The 18,124-nt window shown below is 68.9% G+C and carries 16 protein-coding genes; 13 read left to right on the forward strand and 3 right to left on the reverse strand.

Annotation, left to right across the window (positions count from 1 at the left end):
• Window positions 1–30: 30 nt before the first annotated feature.
• Both WS96_RS16700 and WS96_RS16705 read right to left on the reverse strand, forming a co-directional pair.
• Window positions 31–690 (reverse strand): c-type cytochrome, encoded by a 660-nt coding sequence (locus tag WS96_RS16700; RefSeq protein ID WP_059833917.1) that lies wholly within the window; start codon window positions 688–690, stop codon window positions 31–33.
• Between the two features lie 10 nt (window positions 691–700).
• A complete protein-coding gene (locus WS96_RS16705; RefSeq protein ID WP_059833919.1) occupies window positions 701–2,185 on the reverse strand; it encodes a flavin monoamine oxidase family protein in 1,485 nt (494 codons plus the stop codon).
• A gap of 443 nt (window positions 2,186–2,628) precedes the next feature.
• On the opposite strand from WS96_RS16705, the gene WS96_RS16710 reads away from it, so the two are divergent.
• From WS96_RS16710 to WS96_RS16720, 3 genes are all read left to right on the forward strand, one after another.
• Window positions 2,629–3,366, forward strand: a complete 738-nt coding sequence (locus WS96_RS16710; protein WP_059833921.1) for a response regulator — start codon at window positions 2,629–2,631, stop codon at window positions 3,364–3,366.
• The gene (locus WS96_RS16715) at window positions 3,363–4,448 is read left to right on the forward strand and encodes an ATP-binding protein (protein ID WP_059833923.1); all 1,086 of its coding nucleotides are present in this window, start codon (window positions 3,363–3,365) and stop codon (window positions 4,446–4,448) included. The genes WS96_RS16710 and WS96_RS16715 overlap by 4 nt, the downstream gene beginning before the upstream one ends.
• Before the next feature lie 384 nt (window positions 4,449–4,832).
• Complete coding sequence (locus tag WS96_RS16720; protein ID WP_059833925.1) at window positions 4,833–6,104, forward strand: MFS transporter; 1,272 nt, start codon at window positions 4,833–4,835, stop codon at window positions 6,102–6,104.
• Window positions 6,105–6,199: 95 nt separating this feature from the next.
• Here the strand turns inward: WS96_RS16720 and WS96_RS16725 are convergent, their stop codons facing one another.
• A complete protein-coding gene (locus WS96_RS16725; protein ID WP_059833927.1) occupies window positions 6,200–7,147 on the reverse strand; it encodes a LysR family transcriptional regulator in 948 nt (315 codons plus the stop codon).
• A gap of 115 nt (window positions 7,148–7,262) precedes the next feature.
• Here WS96_RS16725 and WS96_RS16730 point away from each other — a divergent pair, with 115 nt between their 5' ends.
• From WS96_RS16730 to WS96_RS16775, 10 genes are all read left to right on the forward strand, one after another.
• Window positions 7,263–8,318: a 4-hydroxythreonine-4-phosphate dehydrogenase PdxA gene (locus WS96_RS16730; protein WP_059833929.1), complete on the forward strand. Its 1,056-nt coding sequence runs from the start codon at window positions 7,263–7,265 to the stop codon at window positions 8,316–8,318.
• 48 nt (window positions 8,319–8,366) lie between these two features.
• Window positions 8,367–9,539: an L-rhamnonate dehydratase gene (locus WS96_RS16735; RefSeq protein WP_059792118.1), complete on the forward strand. Its 1,173-nt coding sequence runs from the start codon at window positions 8,367–8,369 to the stop codon at window positions 9,537–9,539.
• Window positions 9,540–9,547: 8 nt separating this feature from the next.
• Window positions 9,548–10,465, forward strand: a complete 918-nt coding sequence (locus WS96_RS16740) for a dihydrodipicolinate synthase family protein (RefSeq protein ID WP_059833931.1) — start codon at window positions 9,548–9,550, stop codon at window positions 10,463–10,465.
• 97 nt (window positions 10,466–10,562) lie between these two features.
• Window positions 10,563–11,855: an MFS transporter gene (locus WS96_RS16745; protein WP_059833933.1), complete on the forward strand. Its 1,293-nt coding sequence runs from the start codon at window positions 10,563–10,565 to the stop codon at window positions 11,853–11,855.
• 51 nt (window positions 11,856–11,906) lie between these two features.
• On the forward strand, window positions 11,907–12,854 hold the full coding sequence (locus WS96_RS16750; protein ID WP_059833935.1) for a YncE family protein: 948 nt from the start codon (window positions 11,907–11,909) through the stop codon (window positions 12,852–12,854).
• A 1-nt stretch (window position 12,855) separates the two neighbouring features.
• Window positions 12,856–13,818, forward strand: a complete 963-nt coding sequence (locus WS96_RS16755) for an amidohydrolase family protein (protein WP_059833937.1) — start codon at window positions 12,856–12,858, stop codon at window positions 13,816–13,818.
• 210 nt (window positions 13,819–14,028) lie between these two features.
• Window positions 14,029–15,294 (forward strand): ABC transporter substrate-binding protein, encoded by a 1,266-nt coding sequence (locus tag WS96_RS16760; protein ID WP_373557901.1) that lies wholly within the window; start codon window positions 14,029–14,031, stop codon window positions 15,292–15,294.
• A complete protein-coding gene (locus WS96_RS16765) occupies window positions 15,278–16,237 on the forward strand; it encodes a carbohydrate ABC transporter permease (RefSeq protein WP_257128008.1) in 960 nt (319 codons plus the stop codon). Before WS96_RS16760 ends, WS96_RS16765 begins: the two co-directional genes overlap by 17 nt.
• 11 nt (window positions 16,238–16,248) lie before the next feature.
• Entirely contained in the window at window positions 16,249–17,079 is an 831-nt protein-coding gene (locus tag WS96_RS16770; protein ID WP_059833941.1) for a carbohydrate ABC transporter permease, read from the forward strand.
• 10 nt (window positions 17,080–17,089) lie between these two features.
• Window positions 17,090–18,124 (forward strand): NAD(P)-dependent alcohol dehydrogenase, encoded by a 1,035-nt coding sequence (locus WS96_RS16775; RefSeq protein WP_059833942.1) that lies wholly within the window; start codon window positions 17,090–17,092, stop codon window positions 18,122–18,124.

Consider the following 18,124-nt stretch of genomic DNA (forward strand, 5'->3'; position numbering starts at 1 on the left):
GAACTCCCGAAGTCGATTGCTGCCGTTGATTCACTGCCTGCCGGGGGCGAGGCTCGCAAGATAGGTCGCCACCGCCGCCCGATCGTCCGCCGACATCGCCTGCGCGACGCGCTGCATCGTGCCGGTCGCCTCGCTGCGCGAGCCCGTCGCGAACGCGTCGAGCTGCGCGAGCAGATAGTCGTAACCCTGCCCGGCCAGCCGCGGGAACTGCGCCTGCCCCGTCAACCGCGCACCGTGGCAGGCCGCGCACGCGCCGCCCGTTACCAATTGCTCGCCTTTCGTGCGCAGTCGTGCATCCGGCTTGAAATAGCGGTTGTCCAGCGGCGCCTGCTTCGCGTAATAGCCGGCCACACGCGTGATCTCGGCCTCGCTCATCGTCATCGCGAGCGGGCCCATCGTCGGGTTCGTGCGTTGCCCGCCCGCAAACGCGCGAAGCTGCGCGGCCACGTATTGCGCCGGCTGGCCGGCGAGGCTCGGATACGCCTGGCTGAGCGACGTGCCCTTCACGCCGTGGCAGCCCATGCACGCGTCGGTCACGCGCGGCCACGGGCCGCCGTCGGCGTCATCGGCTTGCGCGGCCGTATCAATATGGCGCTGCAGGCGATAGAAGCCGAGCAGCGTCGGGCCGTAGAGCGCCAGCAATGCACCGATCACCACGAGCGCCGCGACGAGCAGCATGCGTTTCTTCATCTTCGCTCTCCTAAGCACGACGCAGCGCATTGAGCGCCTGAAGCGCGCTTTGGTGACCGGCGCGCACGGCGCCGTCCATGTAGCCGGCCCAGATGTTCGCGGTCTCGGTGCCCGACCAGATCAGGTTGCCGCACGGCGCGCGCAGCGCGTCGCCGTGCGCGCTCCAGAAGCCGGGCGGGATCGCCGACACGCACGTGATCGTCCACGGGTCGGCGAGCCCCCAGTCGCGATCGTGGTACGACACCGGCGCACGCGCTTCGTCGCCCCACGCCTGCGCATAGAGATCCATGTGCATCTGCTGCGCGGCCTGCAGATCCGACGGCATCAGCGCATTCCGGACGAATGCGTTGATCACGCCGATCTCGCCGCCCGGCGGCGAATTGTCGTAAGCCCAGAAGATCGGCCCGTCGGTCTGGAAGATGTGGCCGTTCAAGCCCTTGTCGCGCCAGAACGGGCGGCGATAGACCATCGCCGTCTTGCGCGCCGGCGAATGGGCCGGCCATGCGCGCTGCAGCGCGTGGCGCCTTTCAGGCAGCGGCGGATCGAACTGCACCTGGTGGCACAGCGCCGGGTGAAGCGCCATCACGACCTTTTTCGCGCGCACCGTGCCGCGATCGGTCTGCAACGTGACGACGTCGCGATCCCAGCCGACGATCCGCCGCACCGGCGACGACAGCCGCACCTTGTCGCCCAGTTGCTGCGCCATCCGGATGCTCAGGCGCTGCGAGCCGCCGACGAACCGCGTTTCCTGTGCGCTGTGCTTGATCGAGTCGAGCTGCGCGTAATCGCAATCGGCGGAGTTGATCATCGACAGGAAGTGCAGCAGCCCCATCTTCGCCGGCGCGACACCGCCCGACAGCGAGATCGATGCGTTCCAGCCCATCCGGTCTTCCGCCTTGATGCCCTGTGTCGCGAGCCAGTCGCCGACCGACAGCCGGTCGAGCTCGCCGACCTTCGGCGACGTCCACGGCGCACCGGACGGCACGTCGCGCGACAACTTGCCGAGCTTCGCCGCGACGGCCTCGTCGGTGCCGAAGGTGCCCGCCAGGTCGATCTCGGCGCGCCCGTCGCCGCCGAGGATCACCGTCTTGCCCGCGTAGTAGCTCGGGAACGTGCCGACTTCCAGCTCGCGGGCGAGATCGGCGATCGCCGTCTGGCCCGGGCCGATCCACTGGCCGCCGACTTCGGTCACGAAGCCGCCGCCAACGTCGTAGTTCAGCGTGCGGCCGCCCACGCGGTCGCGCGCCTCCAGCACGACGAAGGATTCGCAGCCCGCGTAGCGCAGGTCGCGCGCCGCCGTCAGGCCGGCCAGCCCGGCGCCGACGATCGCGACATCGACGACGTCGCCGGCCTGGCCCGCGACAGGCGCCGAATCGGCCTTCGCCCGCGCGGTGCCGAGTGCAAGACCGCCCGCCGCGACCGACGCGCCCGCGACCTTGAGCCACTGCCTGCGCTGCAGGTCGGCCGACCCGCTGATGGATGACTTCCTGGACATGATCGGTAAATGACGCCTGCGATGGGCGCGAACGCCGGCCCCCGTGCCGGGAAGCGGCCATCGTTCGCGCGGAGTCTGACGACGGGATGCGATCCCAATCCGCTTCACCTGCCGCCGGCCCGAGCGCCCCTCGGACGGGGCGCGCGAATCCGGTTCGCATTCCTGCCTGGACACACGCCGTACTGCTCCGTACCGATATGGATTTTCCGGTGCCCCTAATTAGTACATGTTGCAAAAGTTAGGTCATGATACATAAAACAAGATCGAAAAAAAAAGACAGGGTATTCCCCTGTCGGCAACGCATCGCAGCGCTTCCGAAAGGTCGCGGAAAGCCGGCGCACGCAACGGCGATCGACGCGGTCTCGCCCGTCTCCGTTCGGTTGCGCGGGCCGTGCGGTAGTATGGCGATTCGATGGAACCCCGATAGATCCGAACGAGTGGCCATGCCCGAATTTTCTTCATCTCCCGGCGCCGGCCAGCGCGCACAGGCGCTCGTCCTCATCGCCGAGGACGAACCCGAGATCGCCGAGATCCTGATGGCCTATTTCGCGCGCAACGGGCTGCGTACCGTGCACGCCGCCGACGGCCGCCGCGCGCTCGAACTCCACCTGTCGCTGAAGCCCGACCTCGTGCTGCTCGACGTGCAGATGCCGCACGTCGACGGCTGGAAGGTGCTCGCCGAGATCCGCCATCGCGGCGATACGCCGGTCATCATGCTGACCGCGCTCGACCAGGACATCGACAAGCTGACCGGGCTGCGCATCGGCGCCGACGACTACGTGGTCAAGCCGTTCAACCCGGCCGAAGTCGTCGCGCGCGCCCAGGCGGTGCTGCGCCGGTCGATGGGCGGCTCGCGCCAGGAAGAGCAGCGCGTGCTGCGCGCCGCGCCGTTCGAGATCGATCTCGAGCACCACGAAGCGACGGTCGAAGTCGACGGCGCGCGCCACACGCTCGTGCTGACGCTCACCGAATTCAAGCTGCTCGCGCAGCTCGCGCGCGCGCCGCGCCGCGTGTTCAGCCGCGCCGAGCTGATGGCGACCTGCCTGCCGGAAGGCGACGCGCTGGAGCGCACGGTCGACAGCCACGTCAGCAAGCTGCGCAAGAAACTCGACGATCTCGGCGTCGCGGGCGTGCCGGCCAGCGTGCGCGGCGTCGGCTACAAACTGTGGAGCGGCGAGTGAGACTCGATGGCCTGAGCCGCCAGATCGCGCTGACGATGGGCGCGATCGCCTTCGGCATCACGGTGCTGATCGTCGTGACGGCCTATGCGTTCTACTATCTGCTGTACCAGTACTCGCCGGAGTCGTTCCAGCCGCAGAGCTGGCTCCCGAGCGGGCCGGAGTGGGTGTGGATCATCTCGACCACGCTGGTCGGCCTGCTGATTGCCGTCATCGTCGCGATCAACCTGTCGCGCCGCATCCTCGTGCCGCTGAATTCGGTGACGGACAGCATCCGCCGCGTCGCGCGCGGCGATCTCGGCGCACGCGCGGTCGCCGGCGACCGTTCGTTGAAGGAAGCGGCGCTGCTCGCCGACAATTTCAACGCGCTCGCGAGCGAACTGCAGCGCGTGACCGACGAGCAAACCTTCTGGAACGCGGCGATCGCGCACGAGCTGCGCACGCCCGTGACCGTGCTGCGCGGCCGGCTGCAGGGGCTCGCCGAAGGCGTGTTCACGCCGAGCGACGCGCTGTACCGCAGCCTGCTCGCGCAGGTCGAAGGGCTCACGCGACTGATCGAGGATCTGCGCGTGGTCAGCCTCGCCGACAGCGGCCACCTGAGCATCGAGATCCGCGACACCGATCTCGCCGCCGAAGTGCGCGCCGTGGTCGACGTGTTCGCGCACGCGCTGCAGGCCGCCGGCCAGCATCCGGAACTCGATCTCGACCCGCGTCGGATGCGCTGTGACCCGGTCCGCATGCGCCAGGCGTTGCTCGCGCTGCTGGAGAACGCACGCCGCCATGCGGTGCCCGGCGCGATCCGGATCCAGACGCGCATCGAGAACGGAACGTGCCGGCTGCGCGTCGAGGACGACGGCCCGGGCATTCCCGCCGAGTTCGCGCCGCACGTGTTCCAGGCGTTCCGGCGCGTCGACGAGTCGCAACCCGGCGGCACCGGCCTCGGGCTCGCCGTCGTCGCGGCGATCGCGCATGCGCATCGCGGCGAGGCGCTGTGCGTGCCGACCGGCGCGGGCGGCACGCGGTTCGACGTGCAGTGGCCCGACGATCTCGTGCCGGCGGCCGACAGCGAGCGCTTCCCGACCTGACGCGCGGGCCTTGCCGCTCATGCGCGCGGTTCGCGCCCGACCTGTTCGAGCGGTGGGCCGAATCCGGGCGCCGTGTATTTCATCGCCGATACCGTTCCCATCTCCGGCCGCACCGTACGCGACCACCGCGCGCACGGCGCCGGCGCGGTCGACTGTCGGCGGCATGCCGACGGCCGCCTCGCGCAATGCCTCCCGCGCCTCGATCCGCGCGGTCGCCCGCTTGCGCGCCGCGCGGACACGTGCGGCCGAAACGGAAATGAATACCTGCGGTTATCGATTGATCCCAAAGATTCATTGGACAGTGTCTTCACCGCCGCGCGATGCTGGGCTCGCCCGTGAACGCAGCGTCATTGCAACGCCGCGCACGCACATGGAGTGAGACACATGCCCACCGACCACCGTCAACGGCGCCACACGCTGTGGCTGCTGTGCGCGCTTTCGTTCATCCTCTACGTCGACCGCGTCAATCTCGCGACCGCGGCCGGCGCGATCAAGGCCGAACTCGGGCTGTCGAATACCGAGCTTGGCGTCGCCTTCTCCGCGTTCGCGTATTCGTATGCAATTTGCCAGATCGGCGGCGGCTGGATCGCCGACCGGTTCGGCGCCCGCATCACGCTGATCGGCTGCGGGCTGATCTGGGTCGTCTCCACGTTCGCGACCGGGCTCGTGCACAGCCTCGGGCTGCTGTTCGCCGCGCGCCTGCTGCTCGGCATCGGCGAAGGCGCGACGCTGCCGGCCCAGGCCCGGGCGATCACGCAGTGGTTCCCGCGCGAGCGGCGCGGCGTCGTGCAGGGCTTCACGCATTCGTTCTCGCGGCTCGGCAACGCGGTCACGCCGCCGATCGTCGCCGCGCTGATGACGTGGCTGTCGTGGCGCGCGGCGTTCTTCGTGATCGGCGCGGTCACGCTGGCGTGGCTCGCATGGTGGATCGCCGGTTTCCGCGAGCATCCGCTCGGCGACGACGATGGCCGCACGCGCGCCCGCCGCGCCACCGCATCCTCCGGGCCCACGCCGTGGGGGCCGCTGTCGCGCCGGATGGCGCCGACCATCTTCGTCTACTTCTGCTACGGCTGGACCGCGTGGCTGTTCTTCACGTGGCTGCCGACCTTTTTCCTGAACGGCCAGGGCCTCAACCTGAAATCGACCGCGTTGTTCGCGTCCGGCGTGTTCTTCGCGGGCGTGGTCGGCGACACGCTCGGCGGCTGGCTCTGCGACCGCATCTACCGGAAGACCGGCAACCTCGCGCTGTCGCGCCAGAGCGTGATCGTGACGAGCTTCGTCGGTGCGCTCGCGTGCCTGCTGCCGCTCGCGTTCGTGCACTCGACGGCCGGCGTCGCGCTGTGCCTGTCGGGATCGTTCCTGTGCCTCGAACTGACGATCGGGCCGATCTGGGCCGTGCCGAGCGATATCGCGCCGGCCCATGCCGGCATCGCGAGCGGGATGATGAACGCCGGTTCCGCGATCTCGGGAATCCTGTCGCCGATCCTGTTCGGCTATCTCGTCGATCGCACCGGCAGCTGGACGGTGCCGTTCATCGGCTCGGTCGCGATGCTGCTGTTCGGCATCGTCGCCGCGCTGCGGATTCGGCCGGACCGCGCGCTGTCCGACTCGATGCCGGCGCTCGGCGACGCGCCCGCCGCGCCGTCGGCACGCTGAAGCCGGTCTTGGCTGCCTCTGTCGTCCCTTCCGCGCCGTCGTCACGCATCGCCGCGTTCCGCGACGCGTGACCGGGGCGGCGGCGCACCGCCGGATCAGGCGCCGCCGTCCGCGCCCACGGCGTCCTGGTGAAACAGCGCGAGAAACTGCTGGGCGGGAATGCTCAACGGCCGGTCGCGCCGCACGAGGCTGCCGTACGACGGCAGCTTCTGCTCGAGCGTGTAGTCGATGATCGCGACGAGCCCGTGCGCCGCGTTGCGCTGCGCGACCGTCAGCGGAATCACGCCGAGCATCGACGAACGGTCGACGAGGTTCATCGTGGTCAGGATCGAGCCCGTTTCGACGAGCCCGCGCGGCATCGGCTGGTGACGTGCACGGAATTCGCGCTCCACGACCTCGCGCGCCGGGCTGCCGGCCGGCTGCAGGATCCATGCGTAATCGAGCAGCGCGTCGAACTCGACCGACCCCGCGCCCGCGAGCGGATGGCCGCGGCCCGCGATGATCGCGAGCGCCTCGTCGTCGACCACGCGGAAGTCGCAGTCGGTCCCGGCGTTGCGCCCGATCACCACTTCGAGCACGCCTTCGCGAAGCTGCGGCATCAGCCGGTCGCTCGTATCCACCGCGATGTCGATCGCGAGCAGCGGATAACGCGCCTTCAACCGCACCAGCGCCTCGGTCAGCCGCCCCGGCGACGCCGCCATGATGCTGCCGATGGCGAGCCGCCCCGCGCTGCCCAGTTGCAGCTCGCCGAGCTCGCGGTTCAGCGCCTCCATGCTGCCGCGGATGCCGCGGAAATAGCCGAGCACGCGCTCGCCGGCCGCATTCAGCACGAGCCCGCGCCCGACGCGATCGAACAGCCGCTGGCCGAGCGCGCTCTCCAGCTCGGCCAGCATCTTCGTCGCGGCCGGTTGCGTGAGGCCCATCTGCTCGGCCGCCGCGCGCAGCGTCGAGCATTCGTCCACGGCCAGCAGCAGTGCGATCTGCCGCATCCGCAGCCGGTTCAGCAGTTGCGGGGTCGAATCTCGTCGGTCGATCGAGCCCATCTTCGATTACTCCAGGTTATCGATTCATCAAGAGTTTTCAATTTACCGACTCATTCCGTCTACCTAGCATCAACCCCATAGACCAACGGCCGCGCGCCGCCACCGGAGACACCGCATGCACACCCCCTCGACCGACGCCGCCCTGCCCGTCGTCGCGCTGACGCTCGGCGACCCCGCCGGCATCGGCGCCGAACTGATCGCGAAACTGCTCGCCCGCCCCGACGCGACCGCCCGCGCGAACCTCGTACTGATCGGCGATCGCTGGCTGTGGGAAGCCGGCCAGCGTGTCGCCGGCGTCGAGGTCGACGTCGAACCCGTCGCGTCGCTCGCCGCCGTGCGCGGCCGGCCATCCACCGAGCGCGCCGCGTTCGTCGCGGTCGATACGGTCGATCCCGCGCTGGTCACGGTCGGCCAGGCGAGCGCTGCCGGCGGCCGCTCGGCGCTGACGGTGCTCGACCGTTGCCTCGACGCCGCGCGCGCCGGCGACGTCGACGCGATCTGCTTCGCACCGCTGAACAAGTACGCGATGAAGCTCGGCGGCCTGCGTCACGACGACGAACTGCACCACTTCGCCGAAGCGCTCGGCGTGACCGGCTACTTCTGCGAATTCAACACGCTCGGCGAACTGTGGACGGCGCGGATCTCGTCGCACATTCCGCTCAAGGATGCGGCCGCCCAGCTGAGCATCGAACGGATCGAACAGGCGTCGGAGCTGATCTACCGGTCGCTGCTCGCGAACGGCGTCGCCGCGCCGAAGGTCGCGATCGCCGCGTTCAACCCGCACGGCGGCGACGGCGGCAGTTGCGGCCGCGAGGAAGTCGACGTCATCGAGCCGGCCGTGCGCCGGTTGCAGGCGCGCGACTGGCCGACCGACGCGCCGTTCCACGGCCCGTTCCCGGCCGACACGATCTTCCTGAAGGCACAGGCCGGCGATTACCAGGCGGTCGTCACGATGTATCACGACCAAGGGCAGATCGCGATCAAGCTGCTCGGCTTCTCGCGCGGCGTGACCGTGCAGGGCGGGCTGCCTGTGCCGATCACGACGCCTGCGCACGGCACCGCGTACGACATCGCGGGCCGCGGCACGGCCGACGTCGGCGCGTCCTGGCAGGCGCTGCAGATCGCGTGCCGAATGGGCGCCGCGCGGCGCTCGCCCATCGTTTCGGCGTGACGCTCGCACGCCCTCTACACCGACGACATCGATTCCGGAGACACCATCATGAAGATCCGATCCGTACGCGCCCGCGTATTCCAGTGGAAAGGCAAGACCGTCCCGCCGCAAGGCAACTTCTGCTCGAACGCGATGGACCTGCTGTATGCGCCGCAGGAAACGATGAGCACGTTCCGCTTCCATGCGTGGACGGTCGTCGAAGTCGAAACCGACGACGGCATCGTCGGCCTCGGCAACGTCGCGCTCGCGCCGCACGTCGCGAAGGCGATCGTCGACCAGTACCTTGCGCCGCTCGTGATCGGCCAGGACCCGTGGGACTACGAGTACCTGAGCCAGCGCATGTACCGCGCGACGCACGCCTGGGGCCGCAAGGGCATCGGCATGGCCGCGATCTCGGCAGTCGACATCGCGATCTGGGACATCCTCGGCAAGAGCGTCGGCAAGCCCGTGTTCAAGCTGCTCGGCGGCCGCACCAAGGAAAGGATCCCCTGCTACTACTCGAAGCTCTACCGCACCGACCTGAGGGCAATGCAGGAGGAAGCGCAGCAGTACCTGAAGGAAGGCTTCCGCGCGTTCAAGATGCGCTTCGGCTACGGGCCCGCGCACGGGCAGCAGGGCGTGGTCGAGAACCTGAAGTCGGTCGCGGCGATCCGCGAGGTGATCGGCTACGACAACGACCTGATGCTCGAGTGCTACATGGGCTGGAACCTCGAGTATGCGAAGCGCATCCTGCCGAAGCTCGAGAAGTACCAGCCGCGCTGGCTGGAAGAGCCGGTGATCGCCGACGACATCGACGGCTACGCGGAACTGAACCGGCTCACGACCATCCCGATCTCCGGCGGCGAGCACGAATTCACGCTGTACGGCTTCAAGCAGCTGCTCGACCGCAAGGCCGTGTCGGTCGTCCAGTACGACACGAACCGCGTCGGCGGGATCACGATGGCGCACAAGATCAACGCGCTGTGCGAGGCCTACAGCGTGCCGGTGATTCCGCACGCGGGCCAGATGCACAACTACCACCTGACGATGAGCACGCTCGCGTCGCCGATGAGCGAGTACTTCCCGATGTTCGACGTCGAGGTCGGCAACGAGCTGTTCTATTACATCTTCGACGGCGAGCCGGTGGCCGAGAACGGCTTCCTGCAACTGCGCGACGACGTGCCGGGCCTCGGCCTCACGTTGAAGACCGAATTCCTCGACCAGTTCGACATCGTCGAGTGAGGCCGGCCATGAGCACACGCTACCAGGGCGTCTTTCCCGTCGTGCCGACGATTTTCGACGCGCACGGCGCGCTCGATCTCGACGGCCAGCGCCGCTGCATCGATTTCATGATCGATGCCGGCTCGCACGGCCTCTGCATCCACGCGAACTATTCCGAGCAGTTCGCGCTCGGCGACGACGAACGCGATCTGCTCACGCGCACCACGCTCGAGCACGTCGCGGCCCGCGTGCCGGTGATCGTCACGACGTCGCACTTCAGCGCGCGGATCTGCGCGCAACGCAACCGGCACGCCCAGGCGCTCGGCGCCGCGATGGTGATGGCGATGCCGCCGTACCACGGCGCGACGTTCCGCGTCTCCGACGCGCAGATCCGCGCGTACTTCCGCGAAGTCGCCGACGGCCTCGCCATTCCGCTGATGATCCAGGACGCGCCGGCCAGCGGCGTCGCGCTGCCCGCGTCGCTGCTCGCGACGCTCGCGCGCGAGATCGACGCGGTGTCGTACTTCAAGATCGAGACGGCCGGCGCCGCGTCGAAGCTGCGCGAGCTGATCGCGCTCGGCGGCGACGCGATCGAAGGGCCGTGGGACGGCGAGGAAGGCATCACGCTGCTCGCCGACCTCGATGCCGGCGCGACCGGCGCGATGACGGGCGGCGGCTATCCGGACGGGATTCGCCGGATCACCGACGCGTATTTCGCCGGGCGTCGCGACGACGCGTACGACGAGTACGCGCGCTGGCTGCCGCTGATCAACTACGAGAACCGCCAGTCGGGCTTCCTCACCGCGAAGGCGCTGATGAAGGAAGGCGGCGTGATCGCGTGCGACCGGCCGCGCGCGCCTTGGCCCGAGCTGCATCCGCAGGTACGTGCCGGCCTGCTCGACACCGCGCGGCGGCTCGACCCGCTCGTGCTGCGCTGGGGGCGCTAGACATCGTTTTTTCACCCGCAACGCGCGTGCGTTGCGCATCGGCGTGACGGCGGCCCGACAGAAGGCCGCCGCCGCTCATCGGATGGACGGAGACACCATGAATCTGCTGAACCCCGCGACCCCGGCATACGAAGCCGGCGAAGCCATTCCGCGCCGCCGCTGGCTGCGCGTGATCCCGCCGCTGCTGCTCGCCTGCATCATTTCCTACATGGACCGCGTGAACATCGCGTTCGCGATGCCGGGCGGGATGAACGCCGATCTCGGCATGGACGCGACGATGGCCGGCCTCGCCGGCGGCATCTTCTTCTTCGGCTATCTGTTCCTGCAGATTCCCGGCGGCCGGCATGCGGCGCTCGGCAGCGGCAAGACCTTCATCGCGTGGTCGCTCGTGAGCTGGGCCGTGCTGTCGGCGCTGACCGGGCTCGTCACCCATACGTGGCAACTGTTGACGCTACGCTTCCTGCTCGGCGTGGCCGAGGGCGGGATGCTGCCCGTCGTGCTGACGATGGTCAGCCACTGGTTTCCCGATCGCGAACGCGGCCGCGCGAATGCGATGGTCATCCTGTTCGTGCCGCTCGCCGGCATGATCACCGCACCGCTGTCCGGTTTCATCCTCGCCGCGTACGATTGGCATCACCTGTTCTTCAGCGCGGGCGCGCTGTCGCTGCTGTGCCTGGTCGTGTGGATGCTGTTCGCCGACGACGGCCCGCAGACCGCACGCTGGGTGTCGCCACGCGAGAAGGCGTACATCCTCGACGCGCTGCGCGACGAGCAGGAACGCAAGCGCGCGGCCGGCACGCCGGCGGCCGCCTCGTTCGGCGCGCTGCTGCGCCACCCGACGATCTGGCTGCTCATCGCGATCAACTTCTGTTATCAGGCCGGCATCTACGGCTATACGATGTGGCTGCCGACCCTGCTGAAAAACCTCACGCACAGCGGGATGGGCAGGATCGGCCTGCTCGCGATGCTGCCGTACGTCGCGATGGTGATCGGGATGCTCGTCACGTCGTATTGGTCCGACCGGACCGGCAAGCGGCGGCTGTTCGTGCTGCTGCCGCTCGTCGGCTTCGCCGCGTGCCTCGCGCTGTCGGTGCTCACGCATGCGTCGATGGCCGTGTCGTTCGCGTTCCTGATCGGCTGCGGCTTCTTCCTGCAGGCGGCGGCCGGCGTGTTCTGGGCGATTCCGCCGAAGCTCTGCAGCGTCGAAGCGGCCGGCAGCGCACGCGGCCTGATCAACGCGCTCGGCAACCTCGGCGGCTTCTGCGGCCCGTATGCGGTCGGCGTGCTGACGCAGCACGTGAGCGCGGCGGCCGGCGTGTACAGCCTCGCCGTCACGCTGGCCGTGGCAGGCTTGCTCGCGCTGACGCTGCCCCGCCGCTGCGAAGACTGACGCGCGCGCCGACACACGGCGGGCACGCGAACGAAACAACGGAGACACACCATGAACGACATCCTGTTGCTGGTGCAGAAATGCGCCCACACCTTCAGCTTCTACGATCTCGAAACCCACGCCGCGCTCAAGCACATCGTGTTGCCGAACTTTCCGCACGAGTTCACCGTCGACGTGAACGACCGCTACGCGTACGTCGGCATTTTCGGGATCGAGACCGCGTGGTCGCGCGGTCATGAAGGCGATCACCGGATCGCCGAGATCGATCTCGTCGAGCGCACGCACACGCGCATGCTCGACCTGTGGCCGTACTACCGGCCGCACGGGATGGCGAGCGACCGCGACGGCCGGCTGTACGCGATGAGCGAGGCGCACGACATGCTGCTCGTATTCGACGAGCCGACCCGGCAATCGGTACCGAACATGGCCGTGCCGTCCGGCGGCGTGAAGACGCACCTCGTGACGCTCACGCGCGACGCGAGCCGCGCGTACGGCGTGCATCTGCTGTCGAACACGGTCACGCAACTCCATCCGCGCGACGCGACGGTCGCGCCGCGCGCGGTGATGCCCGGCCCGCGCCCGGAAGGCAATGCGCTGTCGAGCGACGAGCGCACGCTGTTCGTCGCGAATCGCGGCGACGACACGCTGGTCGAGATCGACACCGAAACGATGACCTGCCGCCGCCGCGTGAAAACCCGCAGCGATCCGAACCGCATCTACCGGGCGAGCGCGCCCGACGGTCGCGACCTGCTGCTGTTGACCAATTCGGGCGAGCAGTCGATCTCGGTATTCGACGCGCGCCAGCTCGAGGAGATCGAACGCATCGCGCTGCCCGCGAACCCGACCGCGCTGTCGTTTCATCCGTCGCGGCGCGTCGCATACGTATCGTTCCAGGACGACCATGTGCGCGAACTCGACCTCGACGCATGGCGCTTCGTCGGTGCGCTGCCGACGCTGCGCGAGCCCGATGCGTCGTACGTGCTCGCCGGCGCGCTCTGACATGCGCGACGACGCGCCGCCCGACGGCATGCCCGACGCGCTCGTCGATGCGCATCACCATCTGTGGCGACTCGATGCGGGCGCGCACTACCCGTGGCTGCAGACGCACTACGACCCGGCGCGCTTCATGTTCGGCGACTACGCGGCGCTGTGCCGCAACTTCGGCGTCGACGATTTCCGGCGCGCGGCACGATGCGCGCCGCTCGTCGCCAGCGTGCACGTCGAGGCCGAACGTGCGCGCGACGAGGCGCTCGCGGAAACGCGCTGGCTGCACGAGGTCGCGGCCGCGCACGCGCTGCCGTCGGCGCTCGTCGCGTGGGTTGACCTGCTGGCCGGCGATGCGGACGAACGGCTGGCCGAACAGGCCGCATGGCCGCGCGTGCGCGGCGTCCGTTTCAAGCCGCGCACCGCGGCAGCGCCCGATGCATCGATCGACGAACCGGGCGCGCTGCACGACCCGCGCTGGCCGGCGGCGCTCGAACGTCTCGCCGCGCACGGCCTGAGCTGGGATCTGCGCGTGCCGTTCTGGCATCTCGGCGACGCGGCCGCGATGCTGGCCGATGCGCCCGAAGTCGACGTCGTGCTCGAACACGCGGGGCTGCCGTGGGATCGTTCCGAAGCCGGGCTCGCGCGCTGGCGCGGCGGCATGGCCGCGCTCGCCGCGTTGCCGCGCGTGACCGTGAAAATCTCCGAGCTCGGCTTGCGCGATGCGGCATGGAACGACGCGGACAACGCGCGAATCATCCGCGACACGATCGCGATCTTCGGCTGGCGGCGCTGCCTGTTCGCCAGCAATTTCCCGGTGGCGGGGCTGCGCGTGTCCTATCCCGCGCTGCTGCGCACGTTCGCCGGCGCGATCGCGCATCTCGACGGCCCCGCGCGCCGCGCGATCTGGCATGACAACGCGCTGCGTGTCTACCGGATTGCGCTCGACGATGCGCCGCAGCGTCCGTCGCGCGGGTAACGCCGCATTGACCGCCCGTCGGTCGGGCACCGCGCCCGCTCTTCCGCCCCGACCACCACATTTTGTGCATCGCACGACCCGACCTGAGCAAAAAGTATCGGTTCGCGAACTCTTTTGATGTGGTGATCGCATCGCCCGCGTCACACCATTGTTCCTGCCGTCATCGGCGGCATTCGAACAAGCAGAATCAAGGAGACACGGGTGAACAAGATGCGAATCGTCGCAGCCGGCGTGCTGCTCGGCGCCTGTCTGCCGGGCGTCGCAACCGCGCAGGTCTGCAAGGTGCCGACCCTTCGGGTGCTCGCGCAGAAGAGCCTCGGCCTGTCGGTGATGGAGAAATCGCTGGCCGACTACGAGAAGAAGAGCGGCACGAAGGTCGAGATCAGCTATTTCGGCGAGAACGACCGCCGCGCGAAATCGCGGCTCGACGCGTCGACCGGCGCGGGCTCCTACCAGATCTACTACGTCGACGAGGCGAACGTCGCCGAATTCGCGTCGGCCAACTGGATCGTGCCGCTCCTCAAGTACTACCCGAAGGAATACGACTACGACGACTTCCTGCCCGGCCGCCGCGCGGTCGCGAGCTACAACGGCGTCGCGTACTTCGCGCCGCTGATCGGCGGCGGCGACTTCCTGTTCTACCGCCGCGACCTGCTCGACGCCGCGCACATCCCCGTGCCGAAGACGCTCGACCAGCTCGTCGCCGCGATCAAGAAGCTCAACGCGCCGCCGAAGCTGTACGGCTGGGTCGCGCGCGGCCAGCGCGGCTCGGGGATGAACGTGTGGCGCTGGTCGCCGTTCATGCTCGGCATGGGCGGCGCGTGGACCGACAAGGGCGGCCAGCCCGCGTTCAATTCGCCGGCCGCCGTGAAGGCCACGCAGCTCTACGGCGACCTGTTCAAGTACGCGCCGCCGGGCGCCGCCACCTACGACTGGAGCAACGCGCTCGAAGCGTTCCGCTCCGGCAAGGTCGCGTTCATGATCGAATCGACGCCGTTCGCGGACTGGATGGAAGATGCGAGCAAGTCGAGCGTGGCCGGCAAGGTCGGCTACACGCGGCCGCCCGCGCCGCTGCCGTCGGCCGCGTACGGTCACGGCTTCGCGATCTCGGCCGTCGGCGCGAAGGACGACTGCACGCGCATGGCCGCCGGCCGCTTCATCGCGTGGGCGACCAGCAAGGACCAGGAGCAGGCACGGCTGCGCAACGGCGTGTTCAGCGACTACAACCGCTCGAGCACGATCGCCAGCCCGTACTTCAAGCAGCACGTCGCGCCGCAGATCCAGGCCGGGCTGAACGACACCAACCCCGTCACGCAGGTGACGATCTGGCGTACGCCGCAGTGGCCGGATATCGGCGACAACCTCGGCATCGCGCTCGAACAGGTGTTCACCGGCACGCAGACGGACATCCGCGGCACGCTCGACGACGCGGACCAGTACGCGAAGGACGCGCTCGAACATGTCGCTCGCAAATGACGGCGCCGGCGGACGCGCGCTCGGCGTCCGCCCCGTCCCTTCCCCGTCCTCGGCCCGACGCGCCGGCGCGCGCCGCGACCGCACGAGCCTGCCGTGGGTGTTCCTCGCGCCGACGCTCGCGCTGCTCGCGGTCCTGAGCCTCGTCCCGACGATCGCCGCGATCAACCTCGCGTTGCGCAACCGCGTGCTGCGCTACCCGGACAGCGAATACGTCGGCCTGCGCAACTTCGTCCGGCTCGCGTCGGACCGGCGCTTCCTGAACGCGATCGAGGTGTCGGTGCTGTGGGAAGTCGTCACGGTCGCCGGCGCGGTGCTGGTCGGCATCGCGCTCGCGGTGTTCCTGTTCGAGCGCGTGCACGGTCGCTGGCGCCGCGTCGCGTCGCTGGTGCTGATCATGCCGGTGCTGCTGCCGCGCGTGTCGGCCGCGTTCATCTGGAAGTTCATGTACGCGCCGCTCACCGGGATCCTGAGCTGGCTGCTCGGCACGCTCGGCGTCGAGCACACCGCGTTCCTCGCCGATCCGCATCTCGCGCTGTATGCGGTCGCGCTCGTCGACGTGTGGCAGTGGGGACTGTTCTTCGCGGTCGTGATCCTGAAGCTGCTGGAGACGCTGCCGCCCGAGCCGCTCGAAGCCGCGCGGCTCGACTACGCGACGACGTGGCAGGTGCATGCGTACATCGCGCTGCCGATGCTCAAGGCGCCGCTCGTGAGCCTCGTGTTCATCAAGATGGTCGAATCGCTGCGCTCGTTCGACCTGATCTACGTGATGACCAAGGGCGGCCCCGGCATCGCGACCGAAACGCTCGATCTCTACGCGTACCAGCAGGGCATCGGCCTCGCCGGCAAGGTGTCGTATGCGTCGGGCATGGCCGTGCTGATGATGGTCGCGACCACGCTGGTCTTCACGCTCATCTGGAAGAGGGTCAACAAATGGGACGACTGACGGCACGCCGAATGGCTCGCCGAATGGCTCGCCGCGGCCCTGCCGCCACCGTGTCCACCGTCGCGATCGCCGGCGCGCTCCTGATCGTCGCCGCGTTCCCGCTGTTCTGGGCCGTGCTCAATTCGCTCAAGCACCTGCTCGACATCGTCACGCCGACGCCGCGCTTCTTCTTCACGCCGACGCTCGCGAACTACGAACAGGTGCTGTCGAGCCCCGAAGTATTGATCGGGCTCGGCAACAGCATCGCGATCGTCGGCGCGGCCGTGCTGATCGGCGCGCTACTCGGCGTGCCGGCCGCGTATGCGATCGCGCGCTACCCCGTGCGCGGCAAGCGCGACATCCAGTTCTTCCTGCTGTCGCTGCGCTTTTTGCCGCCCGTCGCGGTCGCGCTGCCGCTGATCGCGATCTGGGTCGATCTCGGGCTGTACGACACGAAGCTGTCGATGATCGTCACGTACCTGCTCGTCACGCTGTCGACCATCACGTGGCTGTCGATTCCCGTCTTTCGCCGGCTGCCGCGCGAGATCGAGGAAGCCGCCGCGCTCGACGGCTACGGCCCGTACGCGGTGTTCTGGCATATCGCGCTGCCGGTGTGCGCGAGCACGCTGCTCGGCGGCATCGTGTTCAGCTTCGTGCTGGTGTGGAACGAACTGATGATCGCGCTCGCGCTCACGTCGTCGCGCAGCGCGACGCTGCCGGTGGTCGCGTCCGCGTTCACGTCGCTCGGCCAGGAAGTGCCGTGGGGCGTGATCAACGCGTCGACGGTGCTGCTCGCGCTGCCGCCGCTCGTATTCGTCGGCATGCTGAGCCGGCTGCTCAATTCGATCGTCAAGGGAAAATAAGGAGAACACGTTGAAAGCGCTCGTACTCGAACGCACGCGCGAGCTCGCGCTGCGCGACATCGACCTGCCGCAAGAGGTCGGCCCCGGCGACGTCCGGATCAAGGTTCATACGGTCGGCGTCTGCGGCAGCGACGTGCATTACTACGTTCACGGCGGAATCGGCCCGTTCCGCGTCGATGCGCCGATGGTGCTCGGTCACGAAGCGTCCGGCACCGTCGTCGAGACCGGCGCCGGCGTCACGCACCTGCGCGTCGGCGACCGCGTGTGCATGGAGCCCGGCGTGCCGCGCCTCGATTCGCCCGCGACGCTGCGCGGCCTCTACAACCTCGATCCCGACGTGCGCTTCTGGGCGACGCCGCCGGTCCACGGCTGCCTGACGCCGTTCGTCGTGCATCCGGCCGCGTTCACGTACCGGCTGCCCGACAACGTGTCGTTCGCCGAAGGCGCGATCGTCGAGCCGCTGTCGATCGGCCTGCAGGCCGCGAAGAAGGCGGCGATGAAGCCGGGCGACCTTGCGGTCGTGATCGGCGCCGGCACGATCGGCGCGATGACGGCGCTCGCCGCACTTGCCGGCGGCGCCGCGCGCGTGATCCTCGCCGACGTCGTGCCGGACAAGCTCGCGCTGTTCGCCGGCAATCCGGCCGTCACGACCGTCGACGTGCGCACGCAGCCGCTCGCCGACGCGGTGGCCGACGCATCGGGCGGCTGGGGCGCGGACGTCGTGTTCGAGGCAAGCGGCAGCGCGAACGCGTATGCGGGCCTCGTCGAGCTGATCTGCCCCGGCGGCTGCGCGGTGCTGATCGGGATGCCGGTGGCGCCGGTGCCGCTCGACGTGGTCGCGCTGCAGGCGAAGGAAGGCCGCATCGAATCGGTGTTCCGCTACGCGAACATCTTCCCGCGCGCGCTCGCGCTGATCGCATCCGGCGCGATCGACGTGAAGCCGTTCATCTCGCGCACGTTCCCGTTTTCCGAAGGCGTGCGCGCGTTCGAGGAAGCGGCGAGCGGGCAGCCGCGCGACGTCAAGATTCAGATCGAAATGGATTGA

The sequence above is a fragment of the Burkholderia sp. MSMB1835 genome, from assembly GCF_001526365.1.
In the GTDB taxonomy this organism is placed as follows: domain Bacteria; phylum Pseudomonadota; class Gammaproteobacteria; order Burkholderiales; family Burkholderiaceae; genus Burkholderia.

What these genes read in the sequence shown, in the direction of transcription:
- WS96_RS16700 (WP_059833917.1), bottom strand. Translation starts at nt 690, where the DNA reads ATGAAGAAACGCATGCTGCTCGTCGCGGCGCTCGTGGTGATCGGTGCA.
- WS96_RS16705 (WP_059833919.1), bottom strand. Translation starts at nt 2,185, where the DNA reads ATGTCCAGGAAGTCATCCATCAGCGGGTCGGCCGACCTGCAGCGCAGG.
- WS96_RS16710 (WP_059833921.1), top strand. Translation starts at nt 2,629, where the DNA reads ATGCCCGAATTTTCTTCATCTCCCGGCGCCGGCCAGCGCGCACAGGCG.
- WS96_RS16720 (WP_059833925.1), top strand. Translation starts at nt 4,833, where the DNA reads ATGCCCACCGACCACCGTCAACGGCGCCACACGCTGTGGCTGCTGTGC.
- WS96_RS16725 (WP_059833927.1), bottom strand. Translation starts at nt 7,147, where the DNA reads ATGGGCTCGATCGACCGACGAGATTCGACCCCGCAACTGCTGAACCGG.
- WS96_RS16730 (WP_059833929.1), top strand. Translation starts at nt 7,263, where the DNA reads ATGCACACCCCCTCGACCGACGCCGCCCTGCCCGTCGTCGCGCTGACG.
- WS96_RS16735 (WP_059792118.1), top strand. Translation starts at nt 8,367, where the DNA reads ATGAAGATCCGATCCGTACGCGCCCGCGTATTCCAGTGGAAAGGCAAG.
- WS96_RS16740 (WP_059833931.1), top strand. Translation starts at nt 9,548, where the DNA reads ATGAGCACACGCTACCAGGGCGTCTTTCCCGTCGTGCCGACGATTTTC.
- WS96_RS16745 (WP_059833933.1), top strand. Translation starts at nt 10,563, where the DNA reads ATGAATCTGCTGAACCCCGCGACCCCGGCATACGAAGCCGGCGAAGCC.
- WS96_RS16750 (WP_059833935.1), top strand. Translation starts at nt 11,907, where the DNA reads ATGAACGACATCCTGTTGCTGGTGCAGAAATGCGCCCACACCTTCAGC.
- WS96_RS16755 (WP_059833937.1), top strand. Translation starts at nt 12,856, where the DNA reads ATGCGCGACGACGCGCCGCCCGACGGCATGCCCGACGCGCTCGTCGAT.
- WS96_RS16760 (WP_373557901.1), top strand. Translation starts at nt 14,029, where the DNA reads ATGCGAATCGTCGCAGCCGGCGTGCTGCTCGGCGCCTGTCTGCCGGGC.
- WS96_RS16765 (WP_257128008.1), top strand. Translation starts at nt 15,278, where the DNA reads ATGTCGCTCGCAAATGACGGCGCCGGCGGACGCGCGCTCGGCGTCCGC.
- WS96_RS16770 (WP_059833941.1), top strand. Translation starts at nt 16,249, where the DNA reads ATGGCTCGCCGAATGGCTCGCCGCGGCCCTGCCGCCACCGTGTCCACC.